General features: G+C 61.2%; 12 protein-coding genes. 6 read left to right on the top strand and 6 right to left on the bottom strand.

Features of this window, described 5'->3' with window-relative positions:
* Positions 1-203: 203 nt before the first annotated feature.
* On the top strand, positions 204-692 hold the full coding sequence (gene tsaA, locus ACERJA_RS15145) for a tRNA (N6-threonylcarbamoyladenosine(37)-N6)-methyltransferase TrmO (protein ID WP_373609089.1): 489 nt from the start codon (positions 204-206) through the stop codon (positions 690-692).
* A gap of 58 nt (positions 693-750) precedes the next feature.
* On the opposite strand, the gene ACERJA_RS15140 is transcribed toward tsaA, so the two are convergent.
* From ACERJA_RS15140 to ACERJA_RS15130, 3 genes are all read right to left on the bottom strand, one after another.
* Positions 751-993: an acetyl-CoA carboxylase gene (locus ACERJA_RS15140; RefSeq protein ID WP_373609088.1), complete on the bottom strand. Its 243-nt coding sequence runs from the start codon at positions 991-993 to the stop codon at positions 751-753.
* Positions 994-1,075: 82 nt separating this feature from the next.
* On the bottom strand, positions 1,076-2,053 hold the full coding sequence (locus tag ACERJA_RS15135) for a biotin-dependent carboxyltransferase family protein (RefSeq protein WP_373609087.1): 978 nt from the start codon (positions 2,051-2,053) through the stop codon (positions 1,076-1,078).
* Complete coding sequence (locus ACERJA_RS15130; RefSeq protein ID WP_006067237.1) at positions 2,050-2,949, bottom strand: allophanate hydrolase subunit 1; 900 nt, start codon at positions 2,947-2,949, stop codon at positions 2,050-2,052. The genes ACERJA_RS15135 and ACERJA_RS15130 overlap by 4 nt, the downstream gene beginning before the upstream one ends.
* Before the next feature lie 285 nt (positions 2,950-3,234).
* On the opposite strand from ACERJA_RS15130, the gene ACERJA_RS15125 reads away from it, so the two are divergent.
* The 4 genes from ACERJA_RS15125 to ACERJA_RS15110 all read left to right on the top strand — a co-directional run bounded on the left by ACERJA_RS15125 (position 3,235) and on the right by ACERJA_RS15110 (position 9,762).
* Positions 3,235-3,798: a hypothetical protein gene (locus ACERJA_RS15125; RefSeq protein WP_373609086.1), complete on the top strand. Its 564-nt coding sequence runs from the start codon at positions 3,235-3,237 to the stop codon at positions 3,796-3,798.
* Between the two features lie 118 nt (positions 3,799-3,916).
* Positions 3,917-6,748, top strand: a complete 2,832-nt coding sequence (locus tag ACERJA_RS15120) for a DEAD/DEAH box helicase (RefSeq protein WP_373609085.1) — start codon at positions 3,917-3,919, stop codon at positions 6,746-6,748.
* A gap of 213 nt (positions 6,749-6,961) precedes the next feature.
* Positions 6,962-9,001: a PAS domain S-box protein gene (locus ACERJA_RS15115; RefSeq protein ID WP_373609084.1), complete on the top strand. Its 2,040-nt coding sequence runs from the start codon at positions 6,962-6,964 to the stop codon at positions 8,999-9,001.
* A gap of 62 nt (positions 9,002-9,063) precedes the next feature.
* Positions 9,064-9,762, top strand: a complete 699-nt coding sequence (locus ACERJA_RS15110) for a protein sorting system archaetidylserine decarboxylase (RefSeq protein WP_373609083.1) — start codon at positions 9,064-9,066, stop codon at positions 9,760-9,762.
* A 298-nt stretch (positions 9,763-10,060) separates the two neighbouring features.
* Here ACERJA_RS15110 and ACERJA_RS15105 read toward each other — a convergent pair whose 3' ends face one another.
* Positions 10,061-10,312: an MTH865 family protein gene (locus tag ACERJA_RS15105; RefSeq protein ID WP_373609082.1), complete on the bottom strand. Its 252-nt coding sequence runs from the start codon at positions 10,310-10,312 to the stop codon at positions 10,061-10,063.
* A gap of 242 nt (positions 10,313-10,554) precedes the next feature.
* On the opposite strand from ACERJA_RS15105, the gene ACERJA_RS15100 reads away from it, so the two are divergent.
* Complete coding sequence (locus ACERJA_RS15100) at positions 10,555-10,944, top strand: type II toxin-antitoxin system ParD family antitoxin (protein ID WP_373609081.1); 390 nt, start codon at positions 10,555-10,557, stop codon at positions 10,942-10,944.
* 21 nt (positions 10,945-10,965) lie between these two features.
* Here the strand turns inward: ACERJA_RS15100 and ACERJA_RS15095 are convergent, their stop codons facing one another.
* Together ACERJA_RS15095 and ACERJA_RS15090 are read right to left on the bottom strand one after the other, a co-directional pair.
* Positions 10,966-12,594 (bottom strand): cobyric acid synthase, encoded by a 1,629-nt coding sequence (locus ACERJA_RS15095; RefSeq protein WP_373609080.1) that lies wholly within the window; start codon positions 12,592-12,594, stop codon positions 10,966-10,968.
* A 140-nt stretch (positions 12,595-12,734) separates the two neighbouring features.
* Entirely contained in the window at positions 12,735-12,947 is a 213-nt protein-coding gene (locus tag ACERJA_RS15090) for a hypothetical protein (protein WP_373609079.1), read from the bottom strand.
* Between the last annotated feature and the right edge of the window lie 223 nt (positions 12,948-13,170).

Genomic DNA, 13,170 nt, shown 5'->3' with positions numbered 1-13,170 from the left:
GCGCATATATCTTCCGTCGGGCTGTCTAACGAAGTGCTGAATATTTACCTATCATTCATCTATCCAGCAACGATTCGGCTTCCATTCGAATCGTCGGCTCCCTGTTCGAGCGAGAGACAGTCCTGTCGCGTCATCGACTGCCCCCACTTCGAGTCTCGGATGAATAGATCACTGATTTGTCGCTCCGCGACTGCTCTCTACGTATGGCAGACGACCAACTCGAGTACAACCCAATCGGCGTGATCCACACACCGTTCGAGTCGCCCGAAGGGATGCCGATCCAACCGGCCGGCGCGGATGCGACAGGCACTGTCGAACTTGCGCCGCGGTACGCGGCGGGATTGCAGGATCTAGCGGAATTTTCTCACTGCATCTTGCTGTATCATTTCCATGCGTCCGACGACGACGTCTCGTTGACGGTCGAGCCATTTCTGGATGAGACTGAACGAGGACTCTTTGCGACCCGTGCGCCACAACGACCGAATCCGATCGGCCTCTCGGTCGTCGAAATCGACACCGTCGCCGATCGGGAGATAACTGTCAACGGCGTTGACGTCGTGGACGGAACACCGCTGTTGGACATCAAACCGTTTGTCCCCCAGTTCGACGCCCCGGATGATGTCGACGCGGGCTGGCTCGAGACGTCCCAGTCGGCAGTTCGCTCAAAACGAGCTGACGATCGATTCTGCTGATAGCGACGCGCTGTCTCCGGCTACCGGTTTTCGACCGTTGACTTCTCGCTCGAGGCCGTCACTCGATCGTGACGAGCTCTTGGTCGGCTTCGATCTCGGCTTCGTCGTCGACCAGGAACTCGCTGATCGTCCCTGCGGTGTCGGCTTCGATGTCGTGAAAGTTTTTCATCACTTCGACGAGACCGATCGTCTCGCCTTCCTCGACGGTGTCTCCCGCTTCGGCAAACGGCGGGTCCTCGGGATCTGGACGGCGATAGAAAACGCCCGGCATCGGTGAGTTGACTGTTGTTTTATCGGACATAGTGTGTGTTGTGTGTTGAACTCGGTCTGGATTAGCTTCTTTGCTTCGGCTTTCGTTCGGATTCGTGTCGGACTGTTGGCTGTCAGTCCGCCGATTCGATTTCGGCTCGAATCGTCTCGAGGCGTTCGTCGCGTTCGTTGCGGGCAGCGAGTGCTTCGTCGACATCGACATCCTCGAAGTACACCGACTTGTGCGTCTGTCGCTGTGCGAGCAGTCCACGGTCGGCGCTGATGACGGTGCCGACGGTCGCGTACCCCCCGCCCGTGACTGCATCTTGCAAGAGAACGATCGGTTTCTGGGGCATCTGGATCGAGCCAATTGGGTAGCCGAGGTCGACGACGTTCGATGGATCGGTTCCGGCACCGAACGGCTGTTCGCGCTCTTTGAACTCCATCTCCGGTCCCTCGAGTCTGTAGCCGATCCGGTCGGCTTCCGGTGAGACCGTCCACTCGGCCTCACAGAGTGTCTCCTTGCTCTCCTCGGTCAGCCGGTAGCCGGTGAGACCGAGGACGACACGGACGGTGTCTTCGTCAGCATACGCCGGAATGTACTCGTCGTCGAGTTGCGTCCCGACCAGTTCTGTCGCGGTGTCGTCGGCGTCGCCGATCGGCAGTTCGTCTCCCTCCTCGAGCCCGCGTCCTTCGTGACCGCCGATCCCGACGAGGGTGTACGTCGAGCGACTGCCCATCACTTCTGGGACGTCGACGCCACCGGCGACGGCGAGATACGCACGTGCGCCTTCGGTGGCAAACGCTAACTCGAGTTCGTCACCGGCGTCGACGGCGACGGTCTCCCACGTTCCGATCGACTCGCCGTTGAGACTCGGCGACATGTCGGCACCGGTGATGGCGATGACAGCATCTTCGTCGAACGTCGCCGTGATCCCTTGGTAGGTCATCTCGATCGTCGCGGCGTCGGCGTCGTTGCCGACGAGATAGTTTGCGATCGTGTGGGCGTACTTGTCCATCGCTCCCGATGGCGGCATGCCGATGTGGTAGTGGCCAAAACGCCCGCGGTCCTGTACCGTACTCGCGATCCCGCCCTCCTGAATGGTGATCATGCGATTTCCTCCGTGAGTTGTTCGTTGTACTCGAGTGGCGATTCGAAGAACTCCTCAGTCGAGAAGTTCACGCGCTCGTAGGTGTACTCGTACGTTCCGGCCTCGACTTCCTCGCGGATCGCGTCGTACTCCTCGCGATCGATCCGTCTGTAGTTCAGGATGTCGCCGGGGTTTGGCAACACCATCGAGTCGCTGAAGTCGGCCAACTGCTGGTCGACGTCGAGCACTTCGACAGGGGTCCGACCGTACAGCTGATACCCTCCAGCACCCTGTACTGGGTAGATAACGGAGAATGCACCACCGAAGCCGACCGCACGGCTTGGCGTGTCGGTCCGTGGCTCGACGTATTTGGGGACCTCGAGTTGCTGGTCTCGTGGCACCATCTGGAAACACCACGGCAGCCCCGGGACGAACCCGACCATCGTGACCATATGCGGTGCCGAGACGAACGCATCGAGGAACGCTTCGACGTCGTCAAACCCGTTGAGTTGGGCCGAGTACTCGAGGTCGGTCCCGTCCGGATCCTGATGCCGGTCACGGAACTCCATGAGCGTCTCGTGGGTCCATGGATCCTCAAACAGGACAGGGATGTCGATGACGCGGGTGTCCCACTCGTAGTTCTCGATGTCCAGTTCCGATTCGATCGCTTTGAGTTCCGCGATTACGTCGTCCGGATGGATGACGCCGGGATCGATGCGAAGCATGTAGGAGGCGTTGGCCGGACAGTTCTCGATGATCCCGTCAATATCTCGCTCGGCGACCTGTTGGGTAATCGCCATCGCCTTAAAATTTGCAGTAAAACTCATTTCCTCCGCGAGCTCGACGAATACGTGGTCATCAGCCCCGTACTCGTATCGTGGCTCGGGAAGTTCCTGTGGTGTAATCTCGCTTGCCATGCTGTACGATGACAATTCAGAGTACACGCATGAATAGATATTGGTCCGCAGATAACATTCGTGCCAGATTTCGAACCGAATTCAACCAGTCGGTGATCAAAGAAATTACATGCAATATCTACACGTCGTGTAACAAACGGTGTCGTCTGCCTGACTCGAGGCCGCTGTCGACGTCCTCGAGTGTTCGTCGTCCGCCCTTTCGAGTGGCTGTTTCTCAACCCCGGTCGGTCACTGCCGACTCGAGTCCCCCCAACGCACTTCCCGGCCGACGTGGGAGACCACGTAATGGGAGTTCGAACAGCTCTTGACAGCGGAGCAGTACCGGCGTTCAGGACGGAGTCTGCGGCCGGGCGCTCGTTGGGCGGTCGCCTCGGGAGATATCTGTTGATCGCGGTCGGCGTCGTCCTCGTCGCCTACATCGTCGCTCGAGTGCGTGGCTCAAGCGATGACGCCATCGACGAGATGCGAGACCGAGCCACGGATGCGGTCCCGGACGACCCAACCCAGGCTGCGACCGAGACACTGGATCGGGCCGACGAGGTCGCGACGATTCCGATCGGGGAATCCGAGAGCGACGACCCCGAATCCGACGCCGAGTCGCCACCAGAGACGGCCGACGATGACGACGATGTGATCGACGACGCGGAGACGAACGCCGAGTACACTGACGGCGAGCGCTCGGCCGACGAAATCGCCGAGCGTGCCGAATCAGACGTTCAGGAGGAACCGGCGGAACCGGGCGAGATGGCAGTCGACGAGGACGTCGCGGAGGAACTCGTCGACGAAGTCGATACCGACTCGCCGTCCGAAACCGACGCCGAGAGCGACAGCACCGACGACGAGGAGTGAGGTCGACAGCACCGACGACGCCGCGCCGCATCGATTGCAGCCGTTGCTCTCTTGCCTTCAGCTGCTCGAGTTGCACAGAACGTGGTGCTTATCCGCCGCTCGTCCCTAACGCGTTTCGATGACTGACGGGGATGTCGCGGCGTTTACGCACCTCGGATCGACGGTTCGTGGGGCGCTCTCTGAACGCGGCTTCTCGAGGCCGACGCCACCACAACAACTGGCGATTCCGCCGCTGTCGGCCGGCCAGCATACGCTCGTGATCGCGCCGACTGGAAGTGGCAAGACCGAGACAGCGATGTTGCCGGTCTTCGATCACCTGCTCGAGGACCCACCCGAGGGATTCGGCGCGCTCTACGTTACTCCGCTGCGGGCGCTCAACCGCGACATGCGCGAACGCCTCGAGTGGTGGGGCGAGTACCTCGACCTCGCGGTCGACGTCCGTCACGGCGATACGACCCAATACCAGCGCGGGAAGCAAGCGGAGAACCCACCGGACGTGCTGGTGACGACGCCCGAAACCCTCCAGGCGATGCTCACCGGGGAACGCCTGCGGGAGGCCCTACAGGACGTCTCCCACGTCGTGATCGACGAAGTCCACGAACTCGCGGCGTCGAAACGCGGCGCCCAACTCGCTGTTGGCCTCGAGCGCTTGCAGGATCTGGCGGGCCCGATCCAGCGCATCGGCCTCTCGGCGACGGTCGGCGATCCGGCCGACGTCGGCCAGTTCCTTACTGGGGGTCGACCCTGTGAGATCCGGGAGATCGACGTCGGCAGCAACATCGACGTCACCGTCCGCGAACCCGAGATCACCGACGAAGACGAACGGCTGGCAGGCGAGTTGATGACCGAACCCGATACGGCCAGCCACGTTCGATTGATCCGGACCCTCGTCGCGGAACACGAATCGACACTGATTTTCGTCAACACGCGTCAGACAGCGGAGGCGCTGGGCTCGAGATTCACTGAACTTGACCTGCCGATCGGCGTCCATCACGGCTCGCTCTCGAAGGAGGCCCGAATCGATGTCGAAGACCGGTTCAAAGCCGGCGATCTCGAGGGCCTGCTCTGTACGTCCTCGATGGAACTGGGGATTGACGTCGGCCGCGTCGACCACGTGATTCAGTATCAGAGTCCCCGCCAGGTGACCCGACTCCTCCAGCGAATCGGGCGTGCAGGCCACCGCCAAGACGCGGTCTCGAGTGGGACCATCGTCACGACCCGGCCCGACGACACGCTCGAGGCGATTGCGATCGCCCGCCGGGCTCGAGATGGCGAGGTCGAACCGGCGGCGATTCACGAGGGGAGTCTCGATGTGGTCGCAAACCAGATTCCGGGGTTCGTCCAGAGCCGCGGCTCGACACCACTCCGCGAGGCCTACGAGACGGTTACGCGCGCGTACCCGTTCCGCGACCTTCCCGAAGAAACGTTCCGCGAGGTCGTCTCGGAACTGCATCGCAACCGAATCGTCTGGTTCGACGAACGCGAAGACTCTCTTGGGGCCACAGGCGGCACCTGGCAGTACGTCTACGCCAATCTCTCGATGATCCCCGACGAGGAGTCCTACGAGGTCCACGACATCGCCTCGAGCACCCAGATCGGGACGTTAGACGAGCGGTTCGTGGTCAACTTCGCCCAGCCCGGCGAGGTGTTCATCCAGCGCGGCGAGATGTGGCGCATCGCCGAAATCGACGACGAGGAGTGTCGCGTGAAAGTCAGTCCGATCGAGGACCCAGCTGGGGAGGTGCCGTCCTGGACCGGCCAGGAGATCCCCGTTCCTGCGGCCGTCGCCGGCGAAGTCGGTGAGATCCGCGCGGTGGCCGAGCCACAGCTGTCGGCTGGCGCTGACGCTGGCGCCGTCTCGAGAGCACTCGCCAATCGATACCCGGCCGACGAGTACACGCTCACCGAAGCCTGCGGACAACTCGAGCGCCAGGTCGAAGCCGAGGCACCGATGCCGACGGCGGAGCGACTCGTCCTCGAGCGTCAGGGCCGAACCATCGTCCTGAACGCGCCGTTTGGACACATGATAAACGAGACGCTCGGTCGCGTGCTCTCCTCACTGCTCGGCCAGCAGGCCGGTTCGTCCGTGGGTCTCGAGACGGACCCCTACCGGATCGAACTCGAGGTGCCGACCTCGGTCGCGACCAGCGACGTGCTGGCCGTTCTCGAAGACACCGATCCCGACCACGTCGAGGCGATCATCCAACTCGGACTCAAGCGCTCGGATGCGCTTGCGTTCCGTCTCGCACAGGTGTCGGCCAAATTCGGCGCGCTCAAACGCTGGCAGAACGCCGGCTCCGGGCGACTGTCGAACGAACGGCTGCTGGCAGCGCTCGAGGACACGCCCATGCACGAGGAGGCGGTCCGTGAGGTGTTTCATGAGGATCTCGATGTCGACCGAGCGAGTGACGTTCTCGAGCGACTCCAGTCGGGCGAACTGGAACTCGTCACTCATCGGGGCCGAACGCCGGTCGGTCAGGGTGGTCGATCCAGCGGCAAAGAGCTTCTGGCACCCGAAAACGCGGACGCAAGCGTGATCAAGACGGTCAAAGAGCGGCTGCAAAACGACCGAATCATTCTGCTCTGTACCCACTGCACCGAGTGGCAGGCGAAAACGAAGGTCAGACGCGTCGCTGACCAGCCCGAGTGCCCCGACTGTGGCTCCACTCGGATCGCATCGCTGAACCCGTGGGCCGATGAGGTCGTCCAGGCGGTCCGCGCCGAGGAAAAAGACGACGAACAGGTGTCGATGACCGAACGCGCGTATCGGAGCGCGAGCCTCGTTCAGAGCCACGGCAGACAGGCCGTAATCGCGATGGCTGCCCGCGGTGTTGGCCCACACAACGCTGCTCGGATCATCAACAAGCTCCGAGAGGATGAAGCCGAGTTCTATCGCGACATCCTCTCGAAAGAACGCGAGTATGCCCGCACCCAATCGTTCTGGGATTGAGACGGCTGCGACGGTCAGACTGCCAGACAACGGTCAGCAACCGGCCGACCGCGTCTCACGGCTCGTTGCCCCCGGCAACGATCGTTCGCGTGCGATCGGTGCGTGAATCGTGTTGTCCGGCAGTATCATAACTAACCGACGGTATCACTGCTGAACGAGAATGTTTTTCCGGCGAACCCAGTCCTTATGATGGCGACAAGCCAATCATGCCCAATGGACTTCGGTCCGCCTCCCTCTGCCGGAAATACGGACCGCAGCGATGGGTCGAGCCTCTCCGACCACGAGAGGGATTCGCTCCTCACAGCGGCGGGTATCGCCAGCGTTTGGATGCACGCGAACGGCACGGTCATCGACGCCAATGACGCCTTCGTGTCGTTGACCGGGTACAGCCGCCCGGAGCTGCGTGGAACCGCGTTTTCGACGCTCGTCGAGGACGATCTCCCGTCGCTCGAGTCACTCGTTGCCGACGACGCGGCGAGCCCGGTCTCAACGACAGTTTCGATTCGAACCAGTGTGGAGACGAGACGTTCCGTCGAGATCCATCTCGAGCGCGTCGGGACTGACGGCGACGAGTCACGGATCGTCGGCCTCGTCAACCGTCGAGCAACGCCGACGGAATCCGTCTCGTCGTCCGAGTTCACGTACGGGCGGACGTTTCAGGCGCTCGCCGAGGCGCTCCCCGATGGGATCATCGTTCTGGATACGAACAGCGACATCCAGTATGCCAATCCCGCCGTCGAACGCATCCTCGGCTATCCGCCCGACGAACTGGTCGGCTCCAACAAGGTCACGATTATCCCGCCACGGCTTCGACAGGCCCACATCGACGCGTTACAGCAGTATCTCGAGACCGGCGAGCGAAAAATAAACTGGACGTACGTCGAACTGCCGGGCCAACACAAGGCGGGCCACGAGGTCCCACTCGGTGTGTCGCTCAACGAATTCTGGTACGATGACGACCGCTACTTCGTGGGACTGTTCCGTAATATCTCGCCGCGAAAGGAGGCCGAACGAACGCTCAAGGCGAAGGTCGTCCAACTCGACTCGATCGCCTATCTGGGCCGACACGCCCTCGAGACCAGAGATACGGACGCCCTCCTCGAGAACGCGACTGAACTGGTCGCTGCGGCACTGGATATCAAGTGCTGTGTCATCTACGACGCCGAGACGAATAGCACCGACGACGCGTTTCGGGTTCGCTCACACGTTGGCTGTGACGACGCCATCCTCGAGACTGAAATCCAGCGCTCGAGTACTGACTCGCTGCCCGACGCCACGCTTGCCGCACGTGAACCGATCGTCGTCGAATCGTTCGAGACCGATTCTCGGGTTCCCGATTCGACTGCACTGATCGCCCACGGCATCAGGAGTGGCATCGGCGTTCCGATCGGACCGACGACCGACTCGCCGGGTGTCCTCGCCGTCTACGACACCACCGAACGGGAGTTCGCCGGCCACGACGTCGACTTCCTCGAGAGCGCTGCGACGATCATCGCGACGGCGATCGAACGCCAGGCGTACGAGCGCCGACTCAACGACACGGTCGCCGAACTCGAGGTCTCGAACGAGCGGTTAGAGCAGTTCGCCTACGCGGCCTCCCACGACATGCAGGAACCGCTGCGGATGGTGTCGAGTTATCTCCAGCTCCTCGAGCGTCGGTACGCCGACGAACTCGATTCCGACGGCGAAGAGTTCATCGAGTTCGCCGTCGACGGCGCTGAACGGATGCGTGACATGATCGACGGACTCCTCGAGTACTCTCGGATCGACTCGAAAGGCGCGCCGCTCGAACCCGTCGACCTCGATGCGATACTCGCGGATGTTCTGACTGACCTGCAACTGATGATCGACCAGCACGACGCTGAGATTACGGCAGCGTCGTTGCCCGAGGTACAGGGTGACGCCGGCCAGCTCCGGCAGTTGTTCCAGAACCTCCTGTCGAACGCGATCGAGTACAGCGGCGACGACAAACCGCGGGTCCACATTGATGCCGAGCGAACCGATTCGGTGTGGACAGTTTCGGTCCGTGACGAGGGAATCGGTATCGATCCCGAGGACACCACGCAAATCTTTCAGGTGTTCCAGCGACTCCACAGCCGCGCGGAGTACGATGGGACGGGAATCGGCCTCGCACTCTGTCAGCGGATCGTCGAGCGCCATGGCGGCGAGATCTGGGTCGACTCCGAACCTGGCGACGGATCGACGTTCTCGTTTACACTCCAACCCACAGAGGATCACCAACGGGCCAACTGAATCGAACCGACGCTGACGTGTCCATCGTAACGGCCATACGAACCGATCGCGTCTATTGAGACATGAACTTCGCGCCGGGGGCCTGGAAGTATGCCATTTTGCCCCTGCTCGTTGCGCCGTTTGCACTCGTCTTTAGCGTAACGGCGAGCCTTCTTGCACTCGTAGCCAGTGCTGGGACGCTTGCGTTCTTTCGCGATCCCGAGCGAACACCGCCGCCGACTGGTGTGATCTCACCCGCCGACGGGACCGTCTCCGTGCTCCGCGAGGAAGGCGACCGCGTTCGACTGGGCGTCTTCATGAACGTCTGGCACGTTCACGTCATCCGCGCGCCGTTCGACGCCACGGTGACCGACGTCGAGCACGTTTCGGGTGCAAACCGCCCCGCTTTCTCAAAAGAGTCAGACCGCAACGAACGGGTTCACGTCCGCTTCGAGACGACGTCGCCGAATCTACCTGCGCCTGCAGAGCCAGCCCCGGACACGACCCAGAATCGGGATGAACCCACGAGCGATGCCGAAGTCACCTTTATTGCCGGAGCGTTCGCCCGACGCATCCACCCCTACACCGAACGCGGCGACGACGTCGACCGCGGTGACCGACTCGGTCACATCGCATTTGGCAGTCGTGTCGACCTGCTTTTTCCACCCACAGTGGACCTCGAGGACGTCGCTGTCGATGTCGGCGATTCGATGACTGCTGGCGAGACGGTCGTCCTCGAGTCAGCAGCCGACTCAGGGGGCACCTTCGTGCTGGAGCGATGAGTTGGGCACAAGACCCCACACCGTTTTAATCACGACACAGCGGTTTTCGACGTCGATACTTTCGTTGTTTCTGTGTAGTTGGAAGATCGGTGGCGAGAACATCAGCACACAGTGTAGACCGTTTACACCGTGTACACTGTGTGGACGGTCCGACTGCTCGTGACGTACTACTCGTGCGAAAACACACGGATCTGGCCAGTCTGGTGCTGGTCGCAGCTGTTACGCGCTGCCAAACTGAATCGCTCCGCTCGTTACAGGTCGGCTGGGCTCGCAGCGGCCACTCGTGTGGCGAACTGGGTTACAGTTCGCCCTGCTCTTTGAGGTCCTCGATGATGTCGTCGACGAACGCTTCGGGATCGTCGTAGGGGAAGTCGCCACCGGAGGTTTTCGTGTTCAGTTCCATTGCCGTGACCGAGAAGTCGCCAGACTCGAATTTCGTCCCGGGCCCGTTCGGCAGTGCTGGAACGAGATCCATCGGACTCGAGATTGGGTAGTCGGCTCCTTCGAACGCGTCGATCATCTGCTCGCGGATTTCATCTACGTCTGCCATTGCGCACTCTACTTGCGTATGATAAATAATAAATTTGTAGGTAGTTGCAACGGCCCGTTCTGCCCGACTGATACGCAATCTCTGCAGGCTATAGGGTGTATAGAGCGTTTTGAGGGGTCTAGTTCCTGCTGGACCCACTCGCGACGGCCGGATGCGTCCATAGACTGATTTCCCACGCACAACTGTCTACTAGCAAACAATTCTTCGAAACAATAATGAGTCAGTAGCGAACAGTATTCGGTATGGCGAAAGATACCGTCAGATATCCCGACGAGGTCGTCGAAGAGATCGATTCCCTCGTCGACGACGGTATGTTCGAGAGCAAATCCGAGTTCTACCGCTTCTCCGCAGAGTACGTTCTGACGCTGATCACCGACGATCATACTGTCGAGACGTTCAACTTCGACGAGATCAAATCCGAACTTGATATTACTCAGGAAGATCACGCAAAGGCACTGGGAACTGACGGCGGAACCTTCTTCCTCGATGCCGTGATCACGATTCGAAAACACGGGCTTCGTGGCGACTTCGAGGCCGCAGAACGTTTCATCGACACACATTACGAGCCAACCGACCAGGAGTGTATCATCCTCGAGGAACTGCTCGGAACCTACCGCGGTCAGTCCGCGTAGGCCATCTCAGGCGGCTGACTGCTACTGCCCGTCTTTTTTCGCATCCGCAGCGAACGGCTCGCCGAGCGCCTCGAGATCGATATGCTCGCGAACCAGCGTTGCAGCGCGGTCGTACGGCGTCGTGCCGGCCTCTGGCTGCGATTCCCTCTCGCCTTCGAGTTCGCTCTTCGGCGGCCAGTCTTTCCCTGCGTCTGCAGCGACAGCCTCGAGAAATGCTGTCCGAACCGACTCGTTGTCGAACAGGCCGTGGAGATACGTTCCGAGGACCCGTCCGTGGGCCGCACTCGACTCGCCGAGTGGCCGATCAACGTCCTCGAGCGTCCGCGTTCGACCGGCGTGGATCTCATAGCCCGAAGCGGGGCCGTCCGCGCCCGCAAGCGACGGTGTCGCGCCGTCGACAGGCACCGTCGTCTGCTCGACGTGTTTGGTACCCTCGAATCGCGTCTCGACGGGCAACAGCCCAAGTCCGTTGACGACGTCATCGTCACCCGTTCCCTCGAGGGCGGCGTTGGTGATCCGCTCGCCCAGTAGCTGATAGCCGCCACAGATGCCGACGATCGGGCCGTCGAAGTCGGCGAGTGCCTCGCCGAACCCGATCTCGTGGAGGGCCAAGAGGTCGTCGACGGTGTTTTTCGTTCCTGGAAGCACGACTGCGTCCGCGTCGAGATCCGCGAGCGGATCGTCTGGCGATCGCGTGTCGCTGCTCGTCGGGCCGGTTTCGACTGGTATGAACACGACTGAGACGCCGGGTTCCGCCGCGAGCGCCTCGAGATCTGTCGCGTTCGAGATTCGTGGCAGTCGGGGAACGGCGATCGTTATCCGGCGGTCATCGGCGACGCCGTCATCGTCACCCAACACGCCACGTTCGGTCGTTGACGGCAGCCCGACGCTGTCCTCTTCGGGGAGGCCGGGATCATCGTAGGGGAGCACGCCCAGAACTGGGACGCCGGTTTTCGATTCGATCTCTTCGATTCCTGGCTCGAGCAGCGTCGGGTCGCCCCGGAACTTCGTAATGATTGCACCTGTGATGCGATCGCGCAGTGAGTCGGGCAACAGTTCGATGGTGCCGTAGAGACTGGCGAAGGCCCCGCCGCGTTCGATATCGACCAGCAGGAGGATCTCGGCATCGGCAAACTGGGCAGTCTCGACGTTCGCGAGATCTCGGTCGTGGAGGTTGATCTCGGCGATGCTGCCGGCTCCTTCGGCGATGATGACGTCGTGGTCGGTCGCGAGTCGCTGGTAGGAGTCTTCGGCGGCAGCGCGTGCCTCGTCCCAGTACTCATCGTAGTACGTGCCTGCAGGGACGTGCTCGTGGGCTCGCCCCTGGACGATAAGCTGACTCTCCCCATCGCCGCGGGGTTTGAGAAGGACTGGGTTGCAGTCCGTCGTTGGCGTCATGCGGGCTGCTCGCGCTTGGACGAACTGTGAGACGCCGATTTCGCCCCACTGGTCAGCGCTCGAGACAGCACGTACGCGGTCGCTGTTCTCGGCCTCGGAGTGGACGACGACGCGAGCGTTGTTACTCATGTTCTGTGCTTTGAACGGGGCAACCGAGACACCCCGATCGACGAGCAGCCGACAGAGGCCAGCGGCAATCGTCGATTTTCCGACGTGGCTTGCAGTCCCTGCGACGAGAAGGGTTCGTGTCATCCGCGTGGGGACTACTCACGCGGCCCACAGTATCGTCCTATCGATTCGGTTGTGTTACCGTCCCAACTGAATCGATGGGCACACTCACTGTGAAACCGTCGTGTGAGCAGGTGTGCAGACTTTCAGTGGCGACTATACAGCTACTCGTCGTCGTAGGCTGGCTCAGGCGGCTGTCCATCCTCGAACTCGAGTCGTTCACCCGGATGCGGCTCGATATGACTCAGAATTTCGTGGGGGACGTAGCCAATGTTGTATCCGGCCTCGTTGTGGAGGACGACGCCGTGTTCGTACTCACGAAAATCGAAGCAGTTGATCTCTTCGTAGGCGTTTCCGGGTTTGTAGACAACCTTCATAGATGCCTGTGCAACGCATCGACTGGTTTCGACACGCCTTGCAAATGAAAGTCGCTTTCAGGTCTGTACTCGTTCCGGAGTGGTGAGCACGCTCGAGCACCGATGAGCATGTCGTTTCTCCTTAGTCTCGGCTGATACGATGCCACCGTGCTTTCGTTCGGCAAGGGAGGGCTCGTCAGGACCGGGAAACTCGTCTCGTCCGAGATCCGACTGTTGCGGGATG

The organism is Natronorubrum sp. A-ect3, from assembly GCF_041821125.1.
Classification (GTDB): domain Archaea; phylum Halobacteriota; class Halobacteria; order Halobacteriales; family Natrialbaceae; genus Natronorubrum; species Natronorubrum bangense.
The sequence above is the reverse complement of the archived record's forward strand: the minus strand, read 5'-3'. Positions and strand labels throughout refer to the sequence as shown.

Bases quoted from the DNA above. Each gene is read 5' to 3' on its own strand.
- tsaA (WP_373609089.1), top strand. From the start codon at position 204: ATGGCAGACGACCAACTCGAGTACAACCCAATCGGCGTGATCCACACA.
- ACERJA_RS15140 (WP_373609088.1), bottom strand. From the start codon at position 993: ATGTCCGATAAAACAACAGTCAACTCACCGATGCCGGGCGTTTTCTAT.
- ACERJA_RS15135 (WP_373609087.1), bottom strand. From the start codon at position 2,053: ATGATCACCATTCAGGAGGGCGGGATCGCGAGTACGGTACAGGACCGC.
- ACERJA_RS15130 (WP_006067237.1), bottom strand. From the start codon at position 2,949: ATGGCAAGCGAGATTACACCACAGGAACTTCCCGAGCCACGATACGAG.
- ACERJA_RS15125 (WP_373609086.1), top strand. From the start codon at position 3,235: ATGGGAGTTCGAACAGCTCTTGACAGCGGAGCAGTACCGGCGTTCAGG.
- ACERJA_RS15120 (WP_373609085.1), top strand. From the start codon at position 3,917: ATGACTGACGGGGATGTCGCGGCGTTTACGCACCTCGGATCGACGGTT.
- ACERJA_RS15115 (WP_373609084.1), top strand. From the start codon at position 6,962: ATGGACTTCGGTCCGCCTCCCTCTGCCGGAAATACGGACCGCAGCGAT.
- ACERJA_RS15110 (WP_373609083.1), top strand. From the start codon at position 9,064: ATGAACTTCGCGCCGGGGGCCTGGAAGTATGCCATTTTGCCCCTGCTC.
- ACERJA_RS15105 (WP_373609082.1), bottom strand. From the start codon at position 10,312: ATGGCAGACGTAGATGAAATCCGCGAGCAGATGATCGACGCGTTCGAA.
- ACERJA_RS15100 (WP_373609081.1), top strand. From the start codon at position 10,555: ATGGCGAAAGATACCGTCAGATATCCCGACGAGGTCGTCGAAGAGATC.
- ACERJA_RS15095 (WP_373609080.1), bottom strand. From the start codon at position 12,594: ATGACACGAACCCTTCTCGTCGCAGGGACTGCAAGCCACGTCGGAAAA.
- ACERJA_RS15090 (WP_373609079.1), bottom strand. From the start codon at position 12,947: ATGAAGGTTGTCTACAAACCCGGAAACGCCTACGAAGAGATCAACTGC.